The following is a 24,002-nucleotide window of genomic DNA, read 5'->3' on the forward strand; positions in this document are numbered from 1 at the left end:
TGGCCAGGTCGGCTTGTTTCAGCAGTTCCCCCACGCTGGTCTGCTCGCCCGTGAAGGGGGCAATGCCAATGCTGGGTGTGCTGCGGTACTGGTAAGCCGCCAGGGCATACGGCATGGCCAGCATGGACAGGATTTTTTCGCCCACACCGCGTGCGTGCAGGGCCAGTTCGTGGGGTTTGGGGCTCAGCTCTTCCAGCATCACCACAAACTCGTCGCCACCGAGCCGCGCCACCGTGTCCACACTGCGCACGCAGGTGTTCAGCCGCTGCGCCACCTGCTGCAGCAGCAAGTCGCCCTGGTCGTGGCCCAGGGTGTCGTTCAAGGTCTTGAAGTTGTCGAGGTCGATGAACAACAGTGCACCACCCAACTGGCGCCGCTGGGCATTGGCCAGCGCCTGGCCCATGCGGTCCATCAGCAACATGCGGTTGGGCAAACCGGTGAGTGCGTCGTAAAACGCCAGGCGCTGGATTTCGCGTTCGCTGGCCTTGCGCTGGCGGATGTCGGTGTTGATGGCCAGGATCGACTGCGGCTTGCCGTCGTCCCCCAACACCAATGTCCAGCGCCCCTCCACCTCGATGGAGCCGCCGTCGCGGTGGCGCTGCACGATCTCGCCCGTCCACTCGCCATGGTCCAGCACCGTCTGCGTGGCGTGGCGAAAGTGGGTGGGGTCGTCGTACAGCAGCGTTTCGATCGACTGGCCCAGCGCCTGCAGCTGCGACCAGCCATACAGGCGCTCGGCGCTTTTGTTCCAGAAAATGATGCGGTGTTCCAGGTCGCGCACCAGAATGGCGTCTTGCGCCTTGTCCAGCAGCGAGGCCTGGTGGCGGATGCGCGTGTCGGCCAGTTGCCGGTCGATTTCGGCCGACGCCCGGGCCGCAAAAATCTGCAAGGTCGAGGTGATGAAACCGGTCTCGTCCACCGGCTGGCGAAACAGCACAAAAACGATGCCTACCACCTCCCCGTCGGCATTGCACAGCTGCTGGCCCACATACCCCTGTGCGCCCACATGGCGCAGCATGGGTGCCTGGGGGTACATCAGCTGCACCCGTTCAGTCACCACAAACTCGCGCTGTGACATCAGCTGGAAGCTGGGGGTGTCTTGCAGGGTGTATTCGTCGTTGGGCAGCATCTGCCCATCCAGCACGGCTGCCAGCGTGACTACGCGGGGAGGCTGGCCCTTGACCTGCGGCAACAGCCGCACCACACAACCGCCCTGGGCGCCCAGGGCGTCTGCCATGTTGCGCACCAGTTGCACAAAAAATTCGGTGCCGGTGCTGGCCGACACCGCCGCCGCCACCTTGAGCACCGAGGCCTGCAGCCGCTGCTGCGACTTGTGCGCGCGCAGGCTGGTGATGCCAAAGGCGAGGTCGTTGGAAAGCTCTTGCAGCAGCGCGGCTTCTTCGGGGCTGATCTGCAGGATGTCGGGGGCATACAGGTACAGCAGGCCAAAGGTGCGGTGCTGGTCGCGGTCCCGCAGGGGCAGGCAGATCACGCCATGAAAACCGTTGTCCAGCATGCGCTCGGTCCAGTCGGCAAAGTCACCCTCGGTGCGGATGTCCTGCACGATCACCGGCTTGCCCGAGCGCACCGCCATGCCCGCCGGGCCGCGGCCGTAGGGGTCATCGGCGGACCAGCTCAGCTGCAGGTTATCGAGATAGTTCTCGTTGTAGCCCGCGTGGGCCACGGGCTGGATGGACTTGCGTTCGTCGTCCAGCGCAAAACCGACCCAGCCCATGCGGTAGCCGCCAATGTCCACCGCAATCTGGCAGATGGCCTGCAGCAATGTCGTCTCGGATGTGGCGCGCACCAGGGTTTCGTTGCAGGCGCTCAGCAAACGCTGCGCACGCCCCATGCGCGCCAGTTCGCGTTCGGTGCGCAAGCGTTCGGTCACATCGGTGGCCAGCACCTGGCGGGCGGGCCGCCCGTTGAAGCTGGTGTTGCCCGCCGTGATTTCCACGTCCATGAACGTGCCGTCTTTTTTGATATGGCGGCTGACGACCGGCTTGTTCCGCTGGTCCATCGGAATGGCCTCAATGCGCTCCCGGATGGCTTCGCGCCGTTCGGCAGGCCACAGGTCCGTCATGTGCATCGACAGCAACTCTGCCTCGGTGTAGCCGTAGTGCGTTTCCATCGACTGGTTCACGGCTTGCAGGCGCAGCGTTTCCTTGTCGTACACCCACATGGGGTGCGGGTGCTCGTCAAACAGCATGCGGTATTGCAGCTCGGACGCGTGCAACTGCCCGGCCACATGCCGCAACTGCACCATGGCGCCCAGGGATTCGGTGAGGATCTCCAGGTGCGCCACATCGCGGCGCGAAAATGCGTTGACCTTGTCGGAAGTGACCTTGAGCGAACCCACCACCGCCTCGCCTGCGCGCAGCGGCACTGCCATCACCGACAGCACCCCATGGCGGTGGGGCATGGACGCCATGTCCCAGCCCTCGGCCTCGGTGTCGTTGCACACCACCGTGCGCCCCTCGCGCAGGGCGGGCCACAAAATGCTCTGGTCCACCGGCAGCATGTTGCCCACAGGGCGCACATGGTCGCCGGCCGAAGCCTGTGCCACCAACTGCCCTGACTCCAACAGCTCCACCATGGCGCCCCGTGCGCTGGTCTGGCGCAGCACGGTGTCAGCCACCAGCTGCAACACCTCGGGCAAGGGCATGTCCAGCGATGAGATGCGCTGCTGCACCCGCAGCAGATCGGCATGGTTCAGTGCGTCGCGCTGCGCATCCAGGTCCGCCAGCTTTTGTGCACTGATGTCGGCCATGCCGCCCACCATGCGCACGGCCTTGCCTTCAAAGTCACGGATCAGAAAACCGCGGTCGAACACCCAAGCGTAAGTGCCATCGCTGCGGCGAAAGCGGTATTCGGCAGACCAGTGGTTGTCGGTGCCCTCAATCGCGCGGTGGATGTCGTCCAGCACGGTATCGCTGTCGTCAGGGTGCAGCCGCAGGGTCCACGAGGTGCTGTCGTGCGGCAGCTCTTCCAGTGGCACACCAAACAGGTTCTGCATGCCCTCGTTCCACCACATGGCGTCGGTGTGCAGGTTCCAGTCCCACACCGCATCGGCGGTGGCGCGCGACACCAGGTGAAAACGCTCCTCACTCACCTGCCGCGCCTCGTTGGCCAGCCGCTGGGCCGAGATGTCCTGAAAGGCGCCCTGTATGCGAATGATCTGGCCCTGGGCATTGTGGGCGGCCTGGCCTGCGGTGCGCACCCAGAAGTGGCGGTCGCCGGGCATGATGACTTCGGCTTCCACATCAAACGCTGTGCCCAGGCGAATGCAGTCGTCAAACGCCTTTTGCAAGGTTGGCCGGTACATCGGTTTGTAAAGTTCGAGGATCTGCATCACCGAACTCATGCGGCGCGTGAGGCCGTAAGTGGCGGCAATCTCTTGCGACCAGGTTAGCTGCATGCTGGGCAGTTCCACAATCCACCCGCCGATGCGGGCAATCTGCCCGGCCACCCGCAAGGCCTCGCTTTGCGCCAGCATCTCGTTGTGCATCTGGTTGCGCTCTTCCACCAGCTGGGCCAACAGGCGCTGCTGGCGGCGCAGTTCCAGCTGGGCCATGGCCTGGCCCGCCAAAATTTTCAGGCTTTCGATCTGCTCGGGCAGCATCGCGTGGGGCGCGGTGTCCAGCACCGCCAGGGTGCCCAGCGCAAAACCATCGGGGTTGACCAGCGGCACACAGGCATAAAAACGAATGTGCGGATCGCCCAGCACCATCGGGTTGTGGGCAAAGATGGGGTGCTGTGTGGCGTCGGGCACCACCACGGCGTCGCGGCTGCCGTCCAGCGCATGGGCACAAAACGCAATGGCGCGTTCTGTCTCCTGAAACGGCACGCCCACCGCTGCTTTGAACCACTGGCGTTCGCTGTCAATGAAGTTGACCACGGCCATGGGGCAATGGCACAAGCGGGCTGCCAGCGTGGCCAGTTGGTCAAAGCCGTCTTCGGCCGGTGTGTCGAGGATCGCGTAAGACTGGAGTGCGTGAAGCCGTGCGGCTTCTGCAGGGGCTTGCGCTGGCGGCATGTTTGTCAGGCGCCTGTGGGGCCGGTTATGCCCGTCGGCGCGCACAGGCTCGACCCAGTCCATACGACAAGGCAATAAGCAGGGGCCAGCGTCAACAACAGCAACAACAACAAGGGAATCGGGCAGTAAGGCGGTGTGTGCCGATCAGCAGCACCGCGGTTGTAGGGCAAAAGGGCCAGGACCACAACATTAAGAAGGCAATGCTACACCGCGCAGCCTTGCGCTGCCGAGACACCCTGTGCGGGTTTGCCCCCAATCAACCGGCTGGAGTCGCGCAGGCAACCGTCGCACAACACGAGGCTTGCTAGTGTGGGGGCCTGCAGATCTCTGAACGCGCCCGCCAGACCTCGGTTGTCCGGCATCGCCCGCAGGATCACGCAGCGCTCTTTCCACCACCCCACCGAGACACCGCCCATGACGTTCTCTTCATCCCCTGCTTCTTCTGCGTTGCCCACCCCGCAGCTCGACGCCTTGCAGGCCCTTGTTCTGGCCATGCCCATGGCCCGGACATTGGGACTGCGTTTTGTCAGCGTGCAGCCGGGTCAGGTCGAAATGGAAATCCCGGTGAGGGAAGCCTTCAGCTTTCGCCCGGGCCAGTTGCAGGCCACCGCTGTGTTTGCCATTGCCGACTTTGCCGCCGTCGCAGCCGCAGGCAGCGTGTTGCCGCCGGGCTGGGTCAACGCCACGGTGGACGCCACCCTGAAAATTGTGGCGCCTGCCAAAGGCGAGTGCCTGCGCGCCCGCGGGCGTGTGGTGGACGCGGGGCGTCTGCTCACGGTCTGCGCATCTGATGTGTTTGCCGTGGACAGCCACGGGCAGGAAACGCTGTGCGCCACGCTGCTGGGCACCGCACGCAATATCGACGCGACCGGCGGCGCGCGCTGAGCCCGGGCGCCGGTCGCGATGCCAGAGCTTATTTGGCGAGCGCGCGGCGTGCGCGCACTGCTGCCGCCAAGCCCTCCAGCACCGGCACCGTCTGCGCCAGGCTGATACACGCGTCTGTCACCGACACGCCATGCTGCAGCGGCTGGCCGGACACGATGTCCTGGCGGCCTTCCTGCAAATGGCTTTCGATCATCAGGCCCGTGATGCGCGCGTCACCCGATGTAATCTGCTGGGCCACATCGTCCGCCACGGTGATCTGGCGCTGGTGCTGCTTGCTGCTGTTGGCATGGCTCACGTCAATCATCACTTGCTCGCGCAGGCCCGCCGCCTTCAGCACCGCACAGGTGGCATCGACATCGGCTTTTTGATAGTTGGGCTGCTTGCCGCCCCGCAAAATCACATGGCAGTCCTGGTTGCCGCGGGTCTCAAAAATAGCGGCCTGGCCCATCTTGGTCATGCCCATGAAGGCATGCGAAGCCTGCGCCGCCTGAATGGCGTCGCTCGCCACCTTCACGCCACCGTCCGTCCCGTTCTTGAAACCCACGGGGCAGCTCAGCCCGCTGGCCAGCTGGCGGTGGCTCTGGCTCTCGGTGGTGCGCGCGCCAATCGCGCCCCAGCTCACCAGGTCGCTGATGAACTGCGGGGACAAAAGGTCGAGAAACTCGGTGCCCACCGGCAGGCCGACGGCCAGCACATCCAGCAGCAACTGGCGCGCCAGTTCCAGCCCCTCGTTGATGGCAAAACTTCCATCCAGGTGCGGGTCGTTGATGTAGCCCTTCCAGCCGACGGTGGTGCGTGGCTTTTCAAAATACACACGCATCACGATGAGCAGATCGGCCTGTAGCGCATCGGCCTGGGTTTTCAGCTGGTGCGCGTACTCCATCGCCTGGCCATGGTCGTGGATGGAGCATGGCCCCACCACCACGATGAGCCGGTCGTCCTGGCCGTGCAGGATGCGAGAGATCGCGGCGCGGCTGGTTTCGACCAAGGTCTGCGCAGCGTCTGGTGTAGGCAGCCACTCCTGCAGCAGCGCAGGCGTGATCAGCGGGCGCACGGCCTTGATGCGCGTGTCGTCAATGCGCGTCGTGTCGTGGGTGGAGATGGGGTTGGCGGAGCGGTGTGCGTGGGTCATGGTGGGCCCGATTGTCGCGTGGCGCGGTCACCGTTCAGCAGAGGATGATTCAGTGCACGTCGTCAAATACTGGCGTGCCCCACGCGAGAGACGCAGAGCAAGGGGAAGGCGCGCAGCGCCTCAGGGGGGTGTCCGAATTCAGGGTCTGCGGAACGCCGCGTTCTGCCGCGCCCAGTGGCGCGACTGCAAATGGTCGAGTCGCACCGTGCCGCCCGTGGAGGGCGCATGCACAAACCGCCCCTCACCCACATAGATGCCCGCATGGTTGGGCTGGCGCCCGGTGCCGAACACCACCAGATCGCCAGTGCGCAGCTCCTTGCCGTCGATGCGATATCCCCAGTTGTTGAGTTGCGCCACGGTGCGCGGCGGCGGCGTGCCCACCTGGTTGCGGTACACATAACCAATCAGCCCGCTGCAGTCAAAACCCGATTCCGGGGTGTTGCCGCCGTAACGGTACGGCGTGCCCACCAGGCCCAGCGCGTGGATGGCGATGTCGTGCGCCTGGTCCGCAGTCAGGGGTGGGGTGGTGCGGGTGGGCGCTGAGGAAGATGGCGACGACGGTGACGGGGGCCGTGAGGTGCCACAACCGCTCAGCACCAACAGGGCGGCGGTGCAGGCGGCAAAAGTCAGGCTGTGAAAAACGCGCATGGGCCGAAGGGTAACGGATGGGGCCCGCTGCATGCGTTGACCCCGTTCGTGCTCTGGGGATATTGGTCAAATATGCTGCCAGCGCTTATGTATCAAGCGCTGGCAGCTATCTTTTTTACAACACTTGGGCTCACTCACGCCACCGCTGCGACCTCGACGCCCTGGCGCCGCAGCAGCAACCGGTTGGCCACGCTCACGATGGCCAACACCGACGCCGTGACGATGTTGTGGCTGGCACCTGCGCCGAAGGTGGAGCCCGCCACGCCGTCCATGGCCGCTTCCACGATGGCCAGCGCCTGGGCGTTGGCGCCGGTGCCGGTGGCGCGTTCTTCGTAGTGGTCCACGCGCAGCGGCAGGCCGAGGGCATCCACCGTGGCGGCAATCGGCCCGTTGCCCTGGCCGCGCAAATGCTGGCGCGTGCCGTCGATGGTCACGTCCAGTTCGATGCCCTGCCCGTCTTCATCGAGCTTGTGGCTGTGGCAGGTGATGGCGGCGTGTGCAGGCGCTTTGAGGTACGTGGTCTGGAACAGGTCCCACAGCGCCTCGCCGCTCATCTCGCCTTCGCTCGCATCCGTTTGCCGTTGCACCACGGCGCTGAACTCCACCTGCATGCGGCGGGGCATCACCACGCCGCGCTCGCGTTCGAGCAAGAAGGCGATGCCGCCCTTGCCCGACTGGCTGTTCACGCGGATCACGCTGTCGTACGTGCGGCCCAGGTCCGCCGGGTCGATGGGCAAGTACGGCACCTCCCACAGCGCGTTGGGGTCCTGCGCGGCAAAGCCCTTCTTGATCGCATCCTGGTGCGAGCCCGAGAACGCGGTGAACACCAGGTCGCCCGCGTAAGGGTGGCGCGGGTGCACCGGCAGCGAGGTGCATTCCTCGGCGATGCGCGCCACCGAGGTGATGTCCGAAAAGTCGAGGTTCGGGTGCACGCCCTGCGTGTACATGTTGAGCGCCAGCGTCACGATGTCCACGTTGCCGCAGCGCTCGCCGTTGCCAAAGAGGCAGCCTTCCACGCGGTCGGCACCGGCCATCATTGCCAGCTCGGCCGCGGCCACGCCGGTGCCGCGGTCGTTGTGCGGATGCACCGACAGCACGATGTGCTCGCGTGGCGACAGGCGCCTGTCCATCCACTCGATCTGGTCGGCGAACACGTTGGGCGTGGCGTTCTCCACCGTGGTGGGCAGGTTGATGATGATGGGGCGGCCGGGGCCGGCGTTCCAGGCTGCGATGGCCGTCTGGCAGGCCTTGAGCGACACGTCGAGCTCGGTGGCGCTGAAGGTTTCGGGCGAGTACTGCAACGTCCACTGCGTGGCGGGCTGCGCATCGGTGAGCTGCTTCAAGTAGCCCACATGGTGCGCGATGAGCTGCATCACCTGCGTCACGTTCATGCCGAACACGATGCGCCGCCAGGCGGGCGCGGTGGCGTTGTACAGGTGCACGATGGCGCGGGGCGCATCTTTCACTGCTTCGACAGTTCGAGCGATCAGGTCTTCGCGCGACTGCGTCATGACCATGATGGTCACGTCATCGGGGATCAGGTTCTCGTCGATGAGGCGGCGCACAAAGTCGAAGTCGGTCTGCGACGCGGCCGGAAAGCCGACCTCGATCTCCTTGAAGCCGATGCGCACCAGCTCGTGAAAGAGCTTCATCTTGCGCTCGCCGTTCATCGGCTCGAACAGCGCCTGGTTGCCGTCGCGCAGGTCGGTGGAGAGCCACACGGGCGCGCGGGTGATGCTGCGGTTGGGCCACTGGCGGTCGGTGAGTGGGACCGCGGCGATGGGCTGGTATTTGGTAGCGGGCTTGGCAATCATGAGAGGCTCCACGAATGGTGTGTGCGGTGCGCTGGAATAAATGCGCGGTGCACGGGTCAGACGAAATGAAGAGAACAAAACGTGTGACATCCCCTGCAGCCCCTTGCGTGTGCAAGGGCTGGTTCGCGGGCCGGGGTCAGGGGGAAATCAGGTGTTGCGCTGAGCGGATCAGGCAACGGTGGCGAACGCAGGCAGACCCCGGCCAAGCACTAGTAGGCTTAGCGATAGGGTGGGTAGGAGCATGCTGCGTTGCATAGGGGGCCAAAGATAGCACAGGCTTGCTGCAGCGCGCAAGAATTTAGGTGAAAAGTGCCTCTAGCGCTTGGTACATAAGCGCTAATAGCTATAAAAATAGTAGTAAACGCTGCTGATAGGATGGCGCCTGTCGCCGTGCCGCCACCCCATTTCCTTCATCCGGAGACCCTGTCATGCCCTACATGCTGCTCATCATGGAACCCCACGGCCAGCGTGCCGAGCGCGGGCTGGTTGGCGGGCAAGAGGCCTATGCGCGTATGGTGGAGTTTGGTGACGGGCTGAAGGCCCGCGGCTTGCTGCGTGCCACCGAGTCGCTGGCCTCCACCGACCAGGCTGTGCGCCTGCAGGTGCGCGAGGGCCAGGCCCGACTGGTGGATGGCCCGTTTGCCGAGACGAAAGAAATGGTGGGCGGCTTTTTCCTGCTGGACTGCGCCACGCGCGAAGAGGCCGTGGCCATCGCCCGCGACTGCCCGGCCGCCGAGTGGGCCACCATCGAGGTGCGTGAAGTGGCGCCCTGCTACCACGGCGCGGTCGACTGAAAGGGTTAGGTAGCGCCAGCGCGCTGCCTGCGTCCCGCAACCGCGGCATGCGGGGCTTGCCGAGGTGTTTTTTGGGCCCGACGCCGCACCGCCAAGTTGACGGCAAGAAAGAGCACCAAGCGGGGGGTTCCGCTTTTTTTGGCCGGGTTTGTCGATCTGGCGGTGGCCTGTTCGTCGTAGGGGGTGAGAGCCGCAGATCCGCTGCGCCTCCCCGTCCGAACCAGGAGACCCCCATGCGATTCATGATCATCGTCAAAGCCACGGTCGAATCCGAGCAAGGCAACATGCCCACCGCTCCCCTCATGGCCGAGATGGCCCGCTACCACGAGGAACTCGCCCATGCGGGCGTGCTGTTGGACGGCAGCGGCCTCAAACCCACCTCGCAAGGCTGGCGCGTGCGCTACAGCGGCAGCGGCCGCACCGTGACCGACGGGCCTTTTACTGAAACCAAGGAACTGATCGCGGGCTACACCCTGATCCAGGTGCGCAGCCGCGATGAAGCGCTGGAATGGACGCGCCGCTTTCCCAATCCGCGCGGCGAAGGGCTGGAGGCCGAGATCGAAGTGCGCCAGCTGTTCGAGATGGAGGACTTTGCGGGCGTCGAAGGGGTGGAGACATTCCACAACCTCGAAGCCATGCGCGGCTGATCGCGGCTTTTGGCTTTGTTTATTTGCCTGTTGAGGACACACCACCATGATCAAGACCATTGCGCTGGTACTGCTGGCGGCGCTGGGGCTCTTCCTGGCCTTTGCCGCCACCCGGCCCGATACCTTCCGCGTGGAACGCAGCCGCGTCATCTCCGCCCCGCCCGAGCGCGTGTACGGGCTCATTCACGACCTGCGCCAGTTCAACACCTGGAACCCGTACGAACGCAAAGACCCCGCCGCCAAGGGCGAGTACAGCGCAACCACATCCGGTCCCGGCGCGCGATATGCGTGGCAGGGCGACAAGGTGGGCACCGGCAGCATGGAAATTGTGGACGCCACGGCCCCGGCGCGCGTGGCGATGAAGCTTGATTTTGTGGCCCCGTTCGAAGCCCACAACCAGGTGGAATTCACGTTGCAGCCTGAAGGTGCAGGCGCCACGCGCGTGACCTGGGCCATGCACGGCCCGGTGCCGTATGTGGCCAAGATTGCACATTTGGTCTTCAACATGGACCGCATGGTGGGGCAGGACTTTGAGGACGGCCTGGCCAACCTGCAGGCCGTGGTGCAAAAGCCCGCCGGCTGATGGATGCCTGCGCGGCGCATTTTGCGAAACCCACATTTCCCCTTACCGTTTCATCCCTCAGGAGTTTTTCATGCACAAGCAAATCTTCGTGAACCTGCCCATCGACAACATGGCCCGCTCGCAGGCGTTTTTTCGGGCGCTGGGTTATGACTTCAACCCCGAGTTCAGCAACGACCAGGGCGCATGCCTGGTGGTGGGCGAGAACCTGTTCGTGATGCTGCTGGTCAAGGACTTTTACGCCACCTTCACCAGCAAAACGATTGCCGACGCACGCACCACGTCCGAGGTGCTGGTGTGCTTCTCGTGCGACAGCCGAGAAGAAGTGGATGCGCTCGCGACCAAGGCCGTGGCCGCAGGCGGCACCACGCCGCGCCCGGCGCAAGACCTCGGCTTCATGTACTCGCAGACGTTTGACGACCTGGACGGCCACACCTGGGAGTTTGTGCACATGCAAGACGCCAGCAAGGCCCTGGGCTGAGAAGCACCAACTGAACTCTGTGAACGCCGCTGCCCTGCCCAACCGCGATGCCTTGCACCGCACCATCGACTCGGTATGGCGCATCGAGGCCGCGCGCATCATCGCCAGCGTGGCGCGCATGACGCGGGACGTGGGCCGCGCCGAAGAGCTGGCGCAGGACGCGCTGGTGGCGGCGCTGGAGCACTGGCCCGCCACCGGCCTGCCCGCCAACCCGGCCGCGTGGCTGATGACCACGGCCAAGCGCCGCGCCATCGACCACCTGCGCCAGCGGGCGCTGCACCAGCGCGAGAACGAGGCGCTGGGATGGGATTTGGACGCGCTGCAAGCACAGTACGCCCCCGACGTGGTGGACACCCTCATGGATGCGCAGCAGGACGACATCGGCGACGATTTACTGCGCCTGATCTTCACCGCCTGCCACCCCGTGCTGCCCACCGAGGCTCGCGTGGCGCTGACGCTGCGGTTGCTGGGCGGCCTGACCACCGTCGAAATCGCGCGGGCCTTCCTCGTGCCCGAGCCCACCGTTGCCCAGCGCATCGTGCGCGCCAAGCGCAGCCTCACGGCCGCGCATGTGCCCTTTGAAGTGCCCAGCGCTGCAGAGCGCGCGCCGCGCCTGGCCTCGGTCCTCGAAGTGATCTACCTCATCTTCAACGAAGGTTATGCCGCCACGGCGGGCGACGACTGGATGCGCCCCGCGCTGTGTGGCGAGGCCCAGCGCCTGGTGCGCGTGTTGGCCAGCCTGGTGCCTGACGAGCCCGAGGTGCAAGGCCTGGTCGCGCTGCTGGAGATCCAGGCCTCGCGCCTGCCCGCACGCACCAACGCGCAGGGCCAGCCGGTGCTGCTGATGGACCAGGACCGCGCGCGGTGGGACGCTTTGCTGGTGCGCCGGGGCCTGGCCGCGCTGGACCAGGCCGAGCAGTTGGCCCGCGCAGGCCACGCCTGGGGTCCGTATGCGCTGCAAGGGGCGATTGCCGCCTGCCACGCACGTGCGCGCCGCGCACAGGACACCGACTGGCACCACATCGTCGCGCTGTACGACGCGCTGCTGCAGGTGGCGCCCTCCCCCGTTGTGGCGCTCAACCGCGCCGTGGCCGTGGGCATGGCGCTGGGGCCTGCGGCAGCGCTGGCCCTGGTGGATGAACTGGCCGCAGAACCCAGTTTGCGCCACTACCACTGGTTGCCCAGCGTGCGGGGCGATCTGCTGGCCAAGCTGGGTCGCCAAAGCGAAGCGCGGGCGGAGTTTGAGCGGGCCGCCAGCCTGACGCGCAACGTGCAGGAAAAGGCCTTGCTGCTGGCCCGAGCGCGCGCGCAATGAACAGGCATCCCAGCCCGCCGGTGGCTCTGCGGTGGGATGGGGCAGAGTCAGCGCCGCTTGGGTCTTTTGACCTTCTGACCCTGTGGCGTTGCCACCTTGGGCGCCAGGCCCAGAGCCGCGCGCGCCAGGGTATCGGCTGCGCCATTGCGGTGGCGCGGCACCCATTGCAGGTCGATGTGCGCAAACTGCTGCAGCGCGCCGCGCGCCTCGTCAAACAGCGGCGCAAGCCGCGCAATGGGCGGGGCAGCGTGCGCGCCCAGTTGCGCTACCAACACGCTGCTGTCGCTGATGACACGCACGGCAGTGGACGTTGCGGCCACCCGCCGCGCCAGCCATTGCAGGGCCGCGAGCAGCGCGCGCAGCTCGGCTTCGTTGTTGCAGCCGGTGAAGGTGGTCGCTTCTGAGATGTGGTGCTGCGTCACGCCGTCGGGCCCCACCAGCACCGCGCCCAGCCCCATGCGCCCGGGGTTGGGCACGGCGCTGCCGTCGCAGTAGACCAGCCAGTGGGCAGTGTCCGGGCTCACGGGGCGCAGGCGGGCTTATTTGTAGAACGCTTCGACCTTGCCCTTGAGCTTGATCATCAGCGGCTGGCCCTTGCGGTCCACGGTTTTGCCCGCAGGCACCTTGACCCAGCCTTCGCTGACGCAGTATTCCTCGACATCGGTGCGGTCCTTGCCGTTAAAGCGGATGCCGATGTCGTGCTGGAAGACCTCGGCCACATGGTGCGGGCTGCGGGGGTCTACCGACAGGTGGTCAGGCAAAGGTGGCGGGGTGATGGAGGAAGTGGAGGCAGGGGTGGCGTCGGTCATGCGAAGGGCTCTTGGTCAGGCAAGCAGGAGGAGAAACGAAGAAACGAAAGAAAAAACGGGAAGCGCGGATTCTCCGGGATTTGCTCCCGCAGCACTCCGCCATGCCCCTATCGCCCCAGGGGCGCCACACCGATCAGCCAGGCATGCGCCCAGAAGGCAAAACCGACCCACGCCACAGCCCCCACCACCACGGCCAGGCCCGTGCCCGCGGCCGTGCCGGGCGCATACACCGTGTTCTGTGCCCGGTCGCGCTGGCGTGCAGCGCGAAAACTCAGCACCGCCCACAGCAAGAAGCTGCCAAACAGCAGCACATCGGCCAGGTTGCCGTTGGACAACAGATGCGCCAGTGCCCACACCTTTACGCCCAGCACCATGGGGTGGTGCAGCCGGGCCTTGAGGGCGTTGCGCGGCACATAGGTGGCAGCCAGCAAAACAAAAGCAATCAACGTCAGCAGCGCCGCCGCGTGCCGCATGCCGATGGGCGGCACCCACAGCACCACGGGCTGCTGCCGCGCCAGGCCATAGCCCCAGATGATGAGCCCCAGGCCCACGGCAGACACCACCGAATACAAGCCCTTCCACGGCATCTCGCCCCAACGCGCCAAGGTCTGCGTGCGCCAGCCATCGGCCACGATGCGCACCGAATGCACGCCCAGAAACAGCACCAATCCAAGAACCAGAAACAACATGGCAAAGCCTTTCATCGGGGGGCGTGATGTGCGTCTTGTTTTGGCAGCTGCGCGATAGGGTTCGTACACCGTGCCAGCAGCGAGTATGCCGGGAATCTGCTGAAATTTTGAGTCAAAAGTGCCTCTAGCGCTTATTCATCAAGCGCTAGTAGCTATCAATTTGATAGTGATCGGTGCCGCTTCTTGGGCCAGCGCGCTCACACCACCGCAACCGCAGCATGCTGCGCCAGCAGCGCCCCCACTTTGGGCTTGGCGCAGCGCTGCAGCGTTTGCAACAGCGCATAGCTCGGCTCGGCCACACGCCAGCGCGTGCGCAGGTCATGCTGCATGCGCGCCAGCAGCGCGGCCGCCATCTCCGCATCGGCCAGCGCCCGGTGGGCCTGGCCGGTGCGCGGCAGGCCGTGAAAGTCCACCAGCGTCCCCAGCTTGTGGCTGGGCGCCTGCGGGTACAGCCGCCGCGACAGCAGCACCGTGCACGCAAACGGGTGGGGTGCAGGCAGGTCGGCCAGGGCCAGCTCGGCCTGCCAGAACTTGCTGTCAAACGACGCGTTGTGCGCCACCATGGGCGCATCGCCCACAAAACGCGCCGCGTCCGCCATCACCCCCGCTGCATCGGGCGCCGCGTTCACCATCGCGTTGGTGATGCCGGTGAGCTGCGTGATGAACGACGGTATCCACGCTCCCGTTTTCATCAGGCTCTGGAACCGGTCCACCACCTGCCCTTTTTCGAGCAGCACGATCGCCACTTCGGTCGCACGCGCGCCCTGGCCGGGCGAGATGCCGGTGGTTTCAAAGTCGATGACGGCGATGGGGGGCATGGGGAGGTGTGAGCACAAAAGAAGGATTGTGCCGCTGCGCTCGCACCACGGTGTGCTGGCCGCCGCCACCCCCGCGCAGCAAGCGTTGGCGCAGCAGTTGCGCCAACACGTCACCACTGTTGCAGCCACTGGCCCGGGTGGTGCCGGGGTCTGAGGAAATCATCAAAGACCTTGCGTTGCGGCAGCCCTGGCTTCGCGGAGTCAGTCCCGCGGATGCTCCAGAAAAAACCGCAGCATCTCCTGCGTGGCGTTCACGCCGCGTGGGTCGGTGTGGCTGCCCCCCGCGTTGCCACCGGCCCACGCGTGGCCTGCGCCATGCAGCACCCAGTGTTCTGCCACGGCGGGGCGGGGCGGCTTGCTTTCGGTGTCTGCGCCGCCCGCCAGTGAATACACGGTGCGGGTATAGCCCTGCCCGCTGGCCGACTGGCCCTGCTGCACGGTCTTCACGGTGGCTGGTGCGCCGCCGGGGGCTGAGGCCAGGGCGCTGAGCGTGGCCTGGATCAACTGCTCGCCGTTGTGGGCGTGCACGGTGGGGTCCGCATCGCCATGGAACACGATGGTGGGTGGGGGCGGTAAAGCGGGCGCGTCAGCAGCGTGGGCGGAGGCTGCGCGGTGCGCGGCAGCGCCCGGTTTGGCCCCGTTCTTCATCGCCGACAGCGCGCCCATCACGTTGTGTGCCGCGCCCGCTTGCAGGCCAGAGTGCACGCCCATGGCGGCAAACAGGTCGGGGTATTCACGCCCCAGCAGTGCGGCCATGGCGCCGCCCGCCGACAGGCCCGCCACGTACACGCGTTGCGTATCGACCGCGTGGCGCGCCATCACGTCCCGCACCATGGCCACCAGCAATGCAGGCTCGCCGCCGTCCCGGTGCTGGTCGCCGGGGCGAAACCAGTTCCAGCAACCGTTGGGGTTGGCGCTGTGGGGTTGCTCGGGGTACAGCACCAGCGCGTTGGCGGGCGCAGCGGCCGCGTTCATGCCGGTGCCGGTGGCAAAGTCTTCGGGGTTCTGCGTGCAGCCGTGCAGCATCAGCACCAAGGGCATGGGTGCACCGGCGGCGGCACCTGGGGGCACATACAGGTGGTAGTGGTGCGGGTTGTGCCGGGTGCCCGGGTGGGTGAAGGCGATGCGCGCAAAGCTGCCGGGCGGTTCTGCCTGTGGGTGGGCGGCTTTTGGGGGCGAACCGGGTTGGCTGCGGTCGACGACGATCACGTCTTCAACGTCGGCCTTTGCGCCAAAGCGGCGCCACAGTGGGGCGTTGGCAGGGGCGGGGTTTAGGTCGCTAGGCAGGGCGGTGTCCGCGCTGGCGGGTGTCGGTGGGCTGCTGTGGCGCGCCACAGCGCCGCCCAGGGCCTGCTGCAGGGTCCGCGTCGCATCGGCCAGGTGGCCGCTGCGCACCAGTTGGGTGGCTTCGCCCATCAGTTGCTTGAGGTTGATGTTCCAGTCCATGGGGACTCCTTGGTTGTGGGCGCGCACGCCGGTGGCCCGCTGGGGGCCGTGTAGATTCAGTGCATGCGCCCCGCCAGCGCGGCTTTGACCTCTGCGCTGGCATGGAACGCGCCCAGCACCGTCACCGAAGCAATGGTGGCCTGCGCCAATGCGGGCGGCACGTCCTCGTCGATGCTGGCCAGGCCCAGTACCCGGATCTCCAGCGCCTGGCCGGCCGCCAACACGGCCTCCAGCTCGGCCCGGCCAAAACGTTGCAGCCCCAGCACAAGCATCTTGCGGGCCACCACCTGGCGGACGGCGTCGTTCTGCGCGGTCAGCTGGTTGCGGATGGCGGTGCGGATGAAGTCGGTGCGGTTGGCGTAAAAGCCTTCAGACACCAGCAGATCGATGTGCCCCAGGTCGACAAAGCCCAGGTTGATGGTGACTTTTTCAGACTCGGGAACCTTGCTTCGCGGGGCGATGGGGATGATGTTGCTCATCAATGAAACTCCAAAAAACATCCATGTGGATGGCGTATGGATGGCAATTTGATGTATTCAGTCGCAAATCAAGGGCGAGGCCAAAAGAAAAAGAGCCCGTGGGCTCTTTTTGTATGCGATTGCTATTAAATGTGTAGCTACTAGTGCTTGTTGAATAAGCGCTGAAGACCAATTTCACTCATATTTTTTGAACTGCGTGCGGCAGGTGTTGACCCCTGCGCCACGCGCGCCCCACGTTGGGGCGCACCGACCATGCGCCCCATCACACGAGAGATGCGGCACCGAGTCACAGCTGCTTCAGTACAGGGTCAACTCTTTGTGTTCACCCAAATCGCGCGGTTGCTCGCCGGTGATGGCGGCCTTGGCCATCTTGAAGATCTGCACCATCTTGCTTTCGTCGACATCCCAATACTCGGCGTGGCGGATGCGCACGACCAGCAATGCAAGATCAGGGTCGGACACACCGCCCGGGAACCACGCTTTGGCCATGGGCGACCACAGCGCCTCTTTTTGACCGCGGTCGTCCACAAAACGGGCCTGACCCGACAGAGATACGTAGCTGTCATCGTCCGGGTTGGCATAAGACACGTTGACCTCTCCATCGGTCAGCAAGCGCTCGTAGAGTTCGCCAGATTTGGAGATAAAAAAGTACAGCTCACTTTGTTCATCAAACTTGCGGTTCTGCGTGGTGAGCGGGTGCGCATGCAGCATGCCGGTCGACGTGCTGTGGGTCAGCATCCCAAACCGGATGTCCTTGATGAGTTTCCACAAGGTTTCGTGGGCGGCGGTGTCGTGTTGCATGGAGGCTCCAGTGAGAGGGACGGATAGCTTCACTGTAGGTTTCTCAGGCGTTCGGCGGCGTCGTCCCCCAGGCCGCATGGGCGTGGGGGGATGTCTGACAAAGGCCCTAGCGGCTAAGCGCTATGCGTCGGCGAGCGCGCGGAGCACTGCCGTTTCGAGCGCCGGCAGATCGTTTGCAATGGTCTTGAAGAGATTTCATGCGCAGATTCGCGCGGTCACAGCGGCGCGCGTTGCTCCAGCGCAAACGGCGGCAGCCCTTTTAACAACCGTTGGCCATAACTGGTGCGCGTCAGGCGCTTGTCGTAGCAATACACATGCGCCTGGTCTTCTTCGGTGCGGATCGCGCGGCCCACCCACTGCGCCAGGCGGATGGCGGTGGCGGGCACCACCAGTTCGCTGAATGGGTCACGCCCCACGGCACGCAGCCATTCGGCGCGGGCCTCGCCCACCGGGTCGTCGGGCGGGGCAAAGGGCAGCTTGGTGATGAAGACCGATTCGCACAGGCGGCCGGGCAAATCCAGTCCTTCGCCAAACGACTGCATGCCAAAGATGACTGAGGGCTCGCCGTTGTCCACGCGCTCGCGGTGGCGCTTGAGCAGTTGCGTGCGCGGTAGCGCGTTCTGCACCAGCACCACGCTGCGCATGGCGGTGGGCAGCGCATCCACAGCTTGGCGCATCTGATCGCGCGAGGTGAATAGCACCAGCGCGCCGTATTCCACGCGCGCAATGTCGTGCAGCAGCGCATCGACCATCTCGGCGGTGAACTGCGCGGCGTTCTTGGGGTCGGCGTGGGTTTCGGCGGAAATCAGCGTGCCTTGTGCGGCGTAGTTGAAGGGGCTGGCCACCTCCAGCGACGTGGCCGCGTCGTCGCCATGCAGGCCCGCTTCACGCAGGAAAAATTCAAAATTGCCGCAGCTGGTCAACGTGGCCGATGTCAGCACCGCCCCGCGCACCGCGCTCCACAGGTGGTTGCGCAGCGTGGTGCCGGGCAGGATGGGGCTGGCGTGCGCCTTGACCACGATGAAGTCGCCATCCACCTCCAGCGTGAACCATTTGGCGGCGGGCACAAAGCTGCGGTCGGCGCCTTGGGGCGCATCCTGCAGCAGCAGTTGTGCGGTGGCGTGCAGCTCTTCCAGGCGCGGCGCCAGCATGCCGATCTGCGCGTACAGCGTGGACAGGCGCTTGGCCTCCTCGGGCTTCTCGCGCATTTCGGCGCGCAGGGCTTTGCTGATGGCGCGCAACGCCTCTAGGAAACCATCGGCGCTGGCAGCCAACATGCCCAGGGGTGCAACCAGTTGCTCGGGCAGCTCACCCCGTGGCACGCGCACACGCGCCGGGCCCCAGGTGTCCTTCTGGCTTTTGAGCGCGGCGCCATACACATCCATCACGATGCGGGCCAGATCCTGAAGCGTTTGCCGCAGCTGGGCTGAATGTTTGGGGATGTCGGCAATCTCCTCCACCTCCAGCAGCGCGCCAATGCGCAGGCCCCGGCTCGACAAGCGCTCGATCCAGGTGATGCGCGACAGGTCCATGCTGCACGCAAACTGCTGCAGTGCCGTGGCGGGCAGGTGGTGGGCTTCGTCCAGGATCAGCAGGCAGTTGTCCAGCTCGGGCAGCACGCGCGCGCCCAGCGACGACAGCAGCAAATCGTGGTTGGCCACGATCACTTGCGCGCCCACCAGCTCCTTGCGCTTGTCGTAGTAGGTGCACTGGCTGAAGGCAGGGCAGTGTTTGCCGGTGCACGACGCGCCCTCGGCCGCCACGGGGCTCCACACCTCGGGCTCGGGCGGGGTTTCCAGACTGTCGCGGTCGCCGTCCCACGCACCTTTCGATAACGTCTGCGCCATCGTTGAATAAAACTGGATGCGCGCCTCCGTCTCGTGCCGGGGGCGCTTGGCGCGGGCGGCGGCTTCTTCCTCGGCAAACAGGTCGTCGTCGCCCTCGCCTTCTCCCTCGGCCTCGCCCGTGCCCGCCAGCCGGTCGAGCTTGAGCTTGCACACATAGCGCCCACGCCCCTTGGCCAGCGCAAACTTGAAGGGCTGGGGCATCAGTGCTGCCAGCGCGGGCAGGTCCTTGTTGACCAACTGCTCCTGCAGCGCCACGGTGGCCGTAGAGATCAGCACCCGCGTACCGCGCGACAGCGCCAGTGCAATGGCGGGCGCGCAGTAGGCCAGCGATTTGCCCACGCCCGTGCCCGCCTGGATGACAGCGATAGCGCGCGTGGGCGCGGGCTCGCCGCCCTCTTCATCTACCTTGCCCAGCGTGGCGCTGCTGAACGTGCGCGCCACCTGCTCGGCCATCAGCCGCTGCCCGGCGCGGCTGCGAAAGCCCGGCGTGGCCTGCACTACCGCATCAAACGACTGCAGGGCCTGGGCGGCCCAATCTGGGGAGGACATTGGATAAAAATGGGCTGTAGCGCTTGATAGATAAGCGCTGTAAGCTATCTATTATGTAGCATCTAGTGGGCCGGATGAATGGGTAAGCTGGTGATTTATACAGTAATATCATGAAAACAATGCTGGAACGCCCATGAAAACCCTGCCCGCAGAATTCGATGGTCAGCCTATCCGCCGTGTGTACGACGAGGGCACGGAAACCTGGTGGTTCTCTGTGATCGACGTGGTGCAGGTGCTGACACAACAGTCCGACGACCTGACAGCCCGCAAGTATTGGAATCAGCTCAAGCGTCGGCTTGGCAATGAAGGCAGTCAACTGGTGACAGCTTGTCACCAGTTGAAAATGCCCGCAGCCGATGGCAAGCAGCGTTTGACCGACGTAGCCACCGCTGAAACCCTCTTGCGCCTGGTGCAATCCATCCCCAGCCCCAAGGCCGAGCCCATCAAGCTCTGGCTAGCGAAGGTGGGCTACGAGCGCATGCAGGAACTGGCCGACCCGGCCTTGTCATTGGACCGCGCCCGCCAGACCTGGCAGCAGCATGGCCGCAGCGACAAGTGGATCCAGCAGCGCATGACCGGGCAGGAAACCCGCAACAAGCTCACCGACTACTGGAGCGAGCACGACATCAAGGCGGGCAGTGAGTTTGCCATCCTCACCAACATCATTCACCAAGAATGGTCAGGCCTGAGCGTGGCTCAGCACAAGGGTAGGAAGGGTCTGACCAGCCACAACCTGCGCGACCATATGAGCGAGGCCGAGCTGATCTTTACCGCCCTGGCGGAACTCTCCACGCGCCAGATTGCCGAAAGCGTGCAGGCCACTGGCATGGCCGAGAACAAGACCGCTGCAGCCACCGGGGGCCGCATCGCGCGCCAGGCCCGCAACCAGCTGGAGAGCCAAACCGGCAAGTCCGTGGTGACCGGCGCCAACTACCTGCCGCCCGCAGTGCCGAAGGTGCCGAAGTTGCCCAAGGCGGCGAAGGCAGTCAAGGCCGTCAAGACCGCGAAACCGACGCAGGTCGACAAGCCGTCCAAGAAAGCGTAGGGCACCGCGTAACTTCACTCACACCCTCTCACCAGGAGCCGCCCGTCGTTGATGACGCAACTGCCCCCACCGCTGGGGTCAGAGTCAGAACAAGCAGCCTTGCGCTGCAAGGCCTGCTCACTGATAGATCGTTGCCAGCCCTTTGCCATCCACACCCAGCGTTCGCCTGTGTGAGCTGTGCCTGATGGCCGATCAGCGGGCTGGTCCTCAAGGCAGCCGTGAAAGAAAATCCCCGCACAGCTATAGGAGAGCAAAGATGCAGGGGGGAAATGCGAGGGGATATGCGCTGAACTGCGGTTCGCTGCTGTGCGGCAGGTCATGGGCAAGGGCAAGCTTTGTTCCTGGCTGGGCGAAAAATGTGCAACGCAACTTGCTGCGGACGCTGGGGTTCGTGGTACTGCTGTGCCTGATGGGTGCGTCTGGCGCGTGGGCACAACAAGCTGCTTCGTCGGCTGCCCAGGCTGACAGCCCAACGCGCCAGCGATTTCTGGCGCAGGAGCTGGTACCGCAGCAGCCCGACCGGTACGCCTGGGCGCGCGCGGCGGAGGCCCAGGGACAAGGGGCCGATGCGCTCTATTTGCGGCTTGCTTTGCTCGACGAATGGCTGCTTGCCCTGGAAGGGCGGCCAGCGCAGGCTGGCCGCACCATCGAAGCTGCCATCGCTCACGGGCGCGAGGTCGATGCGGACGACTTGCAGCGCCGCGCGCGGAGGGTGTGGCCCTCTATCCTGAAAACGCAGCTGCGGCCGCAATGGGACATGGACGGCCCCAGCGCCCCACTCCCGTCCGAGCTTGACGCCCTGGGCGCAGACATTGCGCAAGAAGGCCCCGGCTTCTGGGTGCACCGCGCCAAAGATGGGCGTCCTCGGGGCCTCTATCTTTGGTTGGGCGTGCGCAATGGGTTGGGGGAGCCCGTGCCCTTGCCGGAATTTGCGCTGCGCCTGGGCCACCCCGGCCAGCAGACGGCGGCGCCGCTGATGCAATGCTATTTGCCCCGCTACAGCACGCAGCAACTCATCCCGCCGCAAAGCACGCAGCATTACCTGTGCCGCGCGGCCGAGGGTGGTTTTGGGCTGCCGCCGCCCGGCGTCAGCTGGCTGGCGCAGATGGGGGAGTGGTTCAGCCAGGGGGCGGCGCTGCAGACAGAGCTGCCCCAGCACGACCAGGCCTTGTCGCGCACGGGCCGGATCCTGGGTCAGGTGGACAACCCGGCGGTGGACGACTTTCTGCGCGGCGCCCGTGAATCCACCGAGAAGCAACAACAACGTGCCCAGGCGGCGGCAGCGGCCGCCGCCACAGCGGGCAAGAAGGCGGCTGATGCAGCCAAGGCTTCCCGCCGCGCTGACGCGCCGCTGCCGTTCTGGCTCAAGCGGCTGATGTTCTTGTGCGGGGTGGTGGGCGCCTTGGTGCTTTATGGCCTGCTCGCGCACCACGTCAGCGTGGCGGTGGCGTCCGGGGTGCTGTGGTTGGGCCTGGCCATTCCGAGCGCGATGTATTTGCATGCCATCTGGACAACGGGCGGGACCGACGGCTGGGGCAAGCTCGTGGCCATTGTCCTGTCCGGGGCCGCCATCGTGGCGCCTTTTGCGGGCACGCTCGCCGCGTACACGGTCTACAAGCTGGTGGTGAGTGCGCGGGCGCGCCGCAAGGCGATCCTCTTCTTGATCGGCTTGATCGTGATCATCGTGGTCAATGCGCTGGAGCGGTGGTTGTTCTGGTGACAGCAGGCTCCGCACGCCCGCAGCGGCGCAGGGACTGGGCCTACAGCACGGGGCGGCCGGCGGCGTTAGGGTGGAGGGACTTTACGTTGCATACCAAGGCCCCGCATGAAAACGACCCCCACCGCCCCCCGCACGGAAGAGGAGATCATCCCCTCCGCTCCCGTGCCCGCCCGCACCGAGCGGCGCGTGAACACCACGCAGCCCCAGCCGCAGCCCGGCAGCGGACCTGAAGACCTGAGTGGGCCCGAAGCCCGTCTGCCGCACGAGCGCGACCAGTCGGTGGACATGACCGACGGCGAACCCGATGCGCAGATGGAGCAGGCCTACAAAGATGTGAAGCGTGGCCTGCAGGACACCGACCGGGGGCCGCCAGCAGACAAGGCGTATCAGAAGCAAAAGCGCGCCGATTGATTGTTGTTTGGGTCGCTACTCGTTACTACTCTTTGTGGCCGAGTGCTTCACCTGATCCACCAGATATCGAAACGAGCGACCGCATTGAAGCGTGCCGATGAATTCTGGCCGGAGCTTCCATTCACAGTGCTCTAGACGGTGAATCATTGATCCTCTCAGGTAACAAGGAGCTAGGTCGTAGTCGTCGTGTATGACATGACTTTCAACTTCTTGGGCAACTTGAAAAAAATGACTGACATCCGTGAATGAAAGGTCCACGTCCGAAGCTCTGCAAGTGGTCGGCTCAGACGTAGAGAAATCGGTCGTGCCCACCAAAATTCTGGCCTCAAAAATGGACGCGAAAAAGACCACTACCAATGCCGCAAGTAAGGCGACCGCGACCGCGTACCACCGCTTCATTTCGGAATGGCGGATGCAGCTTCTCCAGGGTTCTTGTAGGAAACCTGGGGATGTTTGTACACATCTTTGCTGGATATGGAAAAGTGCGAATAGAGCGCCCCTGTAAGCCACTGCAAGGAGTTGTTTTGCTCCGAAGTCACCGCTTCGTACTTTTTGTCGTCAATGCTGCGACCTACGATTTCAATCCCAATGGAATCCCCGTTGATAGGAAAGCGCTGCGGGTACGGTTTGGCGCGTTCGTGTGCATCCAGCGCCCGCAAGTGATTAGACCAAGACATTGCCTGTATCCGCGCCATGGCCACGCTATCGCAGGATGGTTTGTCAATCTCAAGGCATCTTGACCGGATGTGTCTTCCGACGTGCTGACAACGCGTCAAGAGGCTTGCTGTCTGGTAAATCTGCCCGTTCTTGTCGATAAGAAAGTGGGCGCCATGGGGACTTCGCGCATAGCTATTGAACGTTTGCTGGGCGGTAGACGAGTCCGTCTGGTGCAGCACAATTGCTACTACTGTGCTGATTGGACCGTGTTCGAGGTTGAGATAGCGACGCACGATGACCCGTCCATCAACGAAGATACCCTCGGGTGTAATTTTTGGCATCGGGGCATGTTAGTGACGTCGCCCTGCAGAAAAAATTGATTCTTGTTTGTACATTGCA

The 24,002-nt window shown here is 64.8% G+C and carries 24 protein-coding genes; 10 read left to right on the forward strand and 14 right to left on the reverse strand.

Annotation, left to right across the window (positions count from 1 at the left end; genetic code table 11):
• Together ACK41V_RS18025 and ACK41V_RS18030 are read right to left on the reverse strand one after the other, a co-directional pair.
• On the reverse strand, nt 1-4,036 hold a 4,036-nt coding region (locus ACK41V_RS18025; protein WP_409784286.1), incomplete at its 3' end, for a PAS domain S-box protein.
• Between the two features lie 203 nt (nt 4,037-4,239).
• Nucleotides 4,240-4,452 carry a hypothetical protein gene (locus tag ACK41V_RS18030; RefSeq protein ID WP_409784288.1) on the reverse strand — a complete coding sequence of 71 codons (213 nt, stop codon included), beginning with the start codon at nt 4,450-4,452 and terminating at the stop codon, nt 4,240-4,242.
• On the opposite strand from ACK41V_RS18030, the gene ACK41V_RS18035 reads away from it, so the two are divergent.
• Nucleotides 4,451-4,921, forward strand: a complete 471-nt coding sequence (locus tag ACK41V_RS18035) for a PaaI family thioesterase (RefSeq protein WP_409784290.1) — start codon at nt 4,451-4,453, stop codon at nt 4,919-4,921. The genes ACK41V_RS18030 and ACK41V_RS18035 overlap by 2 nt on opposite strands.
• Nucleotides 4,922-4,949: 28 nt before the next feature.
• Here the strand turns inward: ACK41V_RS18035 and ACK41V_RS18040 are convergent, their stop codons facing one another.
• From ACK41V_RS18040 to leuA, 3 genes are all read right to left on the reverse strand, one after another.
• Complete coding sequence (locus ACK41V_RS18040) at nt 4,950-6,053, reverse strand: 3-deoxy-7-phosphoheptulonate synthase (RefSeq protein WP_409784292.1); 1,104 nt, start codon at nt 6,051-6,053, stop codon at nt 4,950-4,952.
• A gap of 138 nt (nt 6,054-6,191) precedes the next feature.
• Nucleotides 6,192-6,701 (reverse strand): C40 family peptidase, encoded by a 510-nt coding sequence (locus tag ACK41V_RS18045; protein WP_409784293.1) that lies wholly within the window; start codon nt 6,699-6,701, stop codon nt 6,192-6,194.
• 134 nt (nt 6,702-6,835) lie between these two features.
• Nucleotides 6,836-8,515 carry a 2-isopropylmalate synthase gene (gene leuA, locus ACK41V_RS18050; protein ID WP_409784295.1) on the reverse strand — a complete coding sequence of 560 codons (1,680 nt, stop codon included), beginning with the start codon at nt 8,513-8,515 and terminating at the stop codon, nt 6,836-6,838.
• Between the two features lie 428 nt (nt 8,516-8,943).
• On the opposite strand from leuA, the gene ACK41V_RS18055 reads away from it, so the two are divergent.
• The 5 genes from ACK41V_RS18055 (at nt 8,944) to ACK41V_RS18075 (ending at nt 12,332) form a co-directional block, all read left to right on the forward strand.
• Complete coding sequence (locus tag ACK41V_RS18055; RefSeq protein ID WP_409784296.1) at nt 8,944-9,309, forward strand: YciI family protein; 366 nt, start codon at nt 8,944-8,946, stop codon at nt 9,307-9,309.
• 233 nt (nt 9,310-9,542) lie between these two features.
• Nucleotides 9,543-9,956 (forward strand): YciI family protein, encoded by a 414-nt coding sequence (locus tag ACK41V_RS18060; RefSeq protein WP_409784298.1) that lies wholly within the window; start codon nt 9,543-9,545, stop codon nt 9,954-9,956.
• A gap of 46 nt (nt 9,957-10,002) precedes the next feature.
• Nucleotides 10,003-10,539 (forward strand): SRPBCC family protein, encoded by a 537-nt coding sequence (locus tag ACK41V_RS18065; RefSeq protein WP_409784299.1) that lies wholly within the window; start codon nt 10,003-10,005, stop codon nt 10,537-10,539.
• A 70-nt stretch (nt 10,540-10,609) separates the two neighbouring features.
• Nucleotides 10,610-11,017, forward strand: coding sequence for a VOC family protein (locus tag ACK41V_RS18070; RefSeq protein WP_409784300.1), 408 nt, complete (start codon nt 10,610-10,612; stop codon nt 11,015-11,017).
• Nucleotides 11,018-11,036: 19 nt separating this feature from the next.
• Nucleotides 11,037-12,332 (forward strand): RNA polymerase sigma factor, encoded by a 1,296-nt coding sequence (locus ACK41V_RS18075; RefSeq protein WP_409784301.1) that lies wholly within the window; start codon nt 11,037-11,039, stop codon nt 12,330-12,332.
• Nucleotides 12,333-12,379: 47 nt separating this feature from the next.
• Here ACK41V_RS18075 and ACK41V_RS18080 read toward each other — a convergent pair whose 3' ends face one another.
• From ACK41V_RS18080 to ACK41V_RS18095, 4 genes are all read right to left on the reverse strand, one after another.
• The gene (locus ACK41V_RS18080; RefSeq protein WP_409784303.1) at nt 12,380-12,856 is read right to left on the reverse strand and encodes a reverse transcriptase-like protein; all 477 of its coding nucleotides are present in this window, start codon (nt 12,854-12,856) and stop codon (nt 12,380-12,382) included.
• 15 nt (nt 12,857-12,871) lie between these two features.
• On the reverse strand, nt 12,872-13,141 hold the full coding sequence (locus ACK41V_RS18085) for a DUF3297 family protein (RefSeq protein WP_409784305.1): 270 nt from the start codon (nt 13,139-13,141) through the stop codon (nt 12,872-12,874).
• A 107-nt stretch (nt 13,142-13,248) separates the two neighbouring features.
• Nucleotides 13,249-13,830 (reverse strand): NnrU family protein, encoded by a 582-nt coding sequence (locus ACK41V_RS18090; protein ID WP_409784329.1) that lies wholly within the window; start codon nt 13,828-13,830, stop codon nt 13,249-13,251.
• A 197-nt stretch (nt 13,831-14,027) separates the two neighbouring features.
• On the reverse strand, nt 14,028-14,648 hold the full coding sequence (locus ACK41V_RS18095; protein WP_409784307.1) for a PolC-type DNA polymerase III: 621 nt from the start codon (nt 14,646-14,648) through the stop codon (nt 14,028-14,030).
• Nucleotides 14,649-14,676: 28 nt separating this feature from the next.
• On the opposite strand from ACK41V_RS18095, the gene ACK41V_RS18100 reads away from it, so the two are divergent.
• Complete coding sequence (locus ACK41V_RS18100; protein WP_409784308.1) at nt 14,677-14,802, forward strand: hypothetical protein; 126 nt, start codon at nt 14,677-14,679, stop codon at nt 14,800-14,802.
• Between the two features lie 47 nt (nt 14,803-14,849).
• Here the strand turns inward: ACK41V_RS18100 and ACK41V_RS18105 are convergent, their stop codons facing one another.
• From ACK41V_RS18105 to dinG, 4 genes are all read right to left on the reverse strand, one after another.
• Nucleotides 14,850-16,094 (reverse strand): alpha/beta hydrolase family esterase, encoded by a 1,245-nt coding sequence (locus ACK41V_RS18105; RefSeq protein WP_409784309.1) that lies wholly within the window; start codon nt 16,092-16,094, stop codon nt 14,850-14,852.
• A 56-nt stretch (nt 16,095-16,150) separates the two neighbouring features.
• Nucleotides 16,151-16,573, reverse strand: a complete 423-nt coding sequence (locus ACK41V_RS18110; RefSeq protein WP_409784310.1) for a CopG family transcriptional regulator — start codon at nt 16,571-16,573, stop codon at nt 16,151-16,153.
• A 297-nt stretch (nt 16,574-16,870) separates the two neighbouring features.
• Nucleotides 16,871-17,374 (reverse strand): pyridoxamine 5'-phosphate oxidase family protein, encoded by a 504-nt coding sequence (locus ACK41V_RS18115; protein WP_409784311.1) that lies wholly within the window; start codon nt 17,372-17,374, stop codon nt 16,871-16,873.
• Nucleotides 17,375-17,589: 215 nt separating this feature from the next.
• A complete protein-coding gene (dinG, locus tag ACK41V_RS18120; protein WP_409784313.1) occupies nt 17,590-19,770 on the reverse strand; it encodes an ATP-dependent DNA helicase DinG in 2,181 nt (726 codons plus the stop codon).
• A gap of 133 nt (nt 19,771-19,903) precedes the next feature.
• Between dinG and ACK41V_RS18125 the strand changes: the two genes are divergently transcribed.
• The 3 genes from ACK41V_RS18125 (at nt 19,904) to ACK41V_RS18135 (ending at nt 22,946) form a co-directional block, all read left to right on the forward strand.
• The gene (locus ACK41V_RS18125) at nt 19,904-20,815 is read left to right on the forward strand and encodes a Bro-N domain-containing protein (RefSeq protein WP_409784314.1); all 912 of its coding nucleotides are present in this window, start codon (nt 19,904-19,906) and stop codon (nt 20,813-20,815) included.
• Nucleotides 20,816-21,173: 358 nt separating this feature from the next.
• Entirely contained in the window at nt 21,174-22,535 is a 1,362-nt protein-coding gene (locus tag ACK41V_RS18130; protein ID WP_409784315.1) for a hypothetical protein, read from the forward strand.
• Between the two features lie 105 nt (nt 22,536-22,640).
• Entirely contained in the window at nt 22,641-22,946 is a 306-nt protein-coding gene (locus tag ACK41V_RS18135; RefSeq protein ID WP_409784316.1) for a hypothetical protein, read from the forward strand.
• Between the two features lie 395 nt (nt 22,947-23,341).
• Here ACK41V_RS18135 and ACK41V_RS18140 read toward each other — a convergent pair whose 3' ends face one another.
• Entirely contained in the window at nt 23,342-23,944 is a 603-nt protein-coding gene (locus ACK41V_RS18140) for an N-acetylmuramoyl-L-alanine amidase (RefSeq protein WP_409784318.1), read from the reverse strand.
• Nucleotides 23,945-24,002: the final 58 nt, after the last annotated feature.

The organism is Acidovorax sp. (genome assembly GCF_046291265.1).
Lineage (GTDB): Bacteria > Pseudomonadota > Gammaproteobacteria > Burkholderiales > Burkholderiaceae_C > Acidovorax.

Bases quoted from the DNA above. Each gene is read 5' to 3' on its own strand.
- ACK41V_RS18065 (WP_409784299.1), top strand. From the start codon at position 10,003: ATGATCAAGACCATTGCGCTGGTACTGCTGGCGGCGCTGGGGCTCTTC.
- ACK41V_RS18070 (WP_409784300.1), top strand. From the start codon at position 10,610: ATGCACAAGCAAATCTTCGTGAACCTGCCCATCGACAACATGGCCCGC.
- dinG (WP_409784313.1), bottom strand. From the start codon at position 19,770: ATGTCCTCCCCAGATTGGGCCGCCCAGGCCCTGCAGTCGTTTGATGCG.
- ACK41V_RS18055 (WP_409784296.1), top strand. From the start codon at position 8,944: ATGCCCTACATGCTGCTCATCATGGAACCCCACGGCCAGCGTGCCGAG.
- ACK41V_RS18105 (WP_409784309.1), bottom strand. From the start codon at position 16,094: ATGGACTGGAACATCAACCTCAAGCAACTGATGGGCGAAGCCACCCAA.
- ACK41V_RS18085 (WP_409784305.1), bottom strand. From the start codon at position 13,141: ATGACCGACGCCACCCCTGCCTCCACTTCCTCCATCACCCCGCCACCT.
- ACK41V_RS18060 (WP_409784298.1), top strand. From the start codon at position 9,543: ATGCGATTCATGATCATCGTCAAAGCCACGGTCGAATCCGAGCAAGGC.
- ACK41V_RS18140 (WP_409784318.1), bottom strand. From the start codon at position 23,944: ATGCCAAAAATTACACCCGAGGGTATCTTCGTTGATGGACGGGTCATC.
- ACK41V_RS18035 (WP_409784290.1), top strand. From the start codon at position 4,451: ATGACGTTCTCTTCATCCCCTGCTTCTTCTGCGTTGCCCACCCCGCAG.
- ACK41V_RS18135 (WP_409784316.1), top strand. From the start codon at position 22,641: ATGAAAACGACCCCCACCGCCCCCCGCACGGAAGAGGAGATCATCCCC.
- ACK41V_RS18090 (WP_409784329.1), bottom strand. From the start codon at position 13,830: ATGTTGTTTCTGGTTCTTGGATTGGTGCTGTTTCTGGGCGTGCATTCG.
- ACK41V_RS18045 (WP_409784293.1), bottom strand. From the start codon at position 6,701: ATGCGCGTTTTTCACAGCCTGACTTTTGCCGCCTGCACCGCCGCCCTG.
- ACK41V_RS18125 (WP_409784314.1), top strand. From the start codon at position 19,904: ATGAAAACCCTGCCCGCAGAATTCGATGGTCAGCCTATCCGCCGTGTG.
- ACK41V_RS18040 (WP_409784292.1), bottom strand. From the start codon at position 6,053: ATGACCCACGCACACCGCTCCGCCAACCCCATCTCCACCCACGACACG.
- ACK41V_RS18110 (WP_409784310.1), bottom strand. From the start codon at position 16,573: ATGAGCAACATCATCCCCATCGCCCCGCGAAGCAAGGTTCCCGAGTCT.
- ACK41V_RS18030 (WP_409784288.1), bottom strand. From the start codon at position 4,452: ATGGGCGGTGTCTCGGTGGGGTGGTGGAAAGAGCGCTGCGTGATCCTG.
- ACK41V_RS18095 (WP_409784307.1), bottom strand. From the start codon at position 14,648: ATGCCCCCCATCGCCGTCATCGACTTTGAAACCACCGGCATCTCGCCC.
- leuA (WP_409784295.1), bottom strand. From the start codon at position 8,515: ATGATTGCCAAGCCCGCTACCAAATACCAGCCCATCGCCGCGGTCCCA.
- ACK41V_RS18115 (WP_409784311.1), bottom strand. From the start codon at position 17,374: ATGCAACACGACACCGCCGCCCACGAAACCTTGTGGAAACTCATCAAG.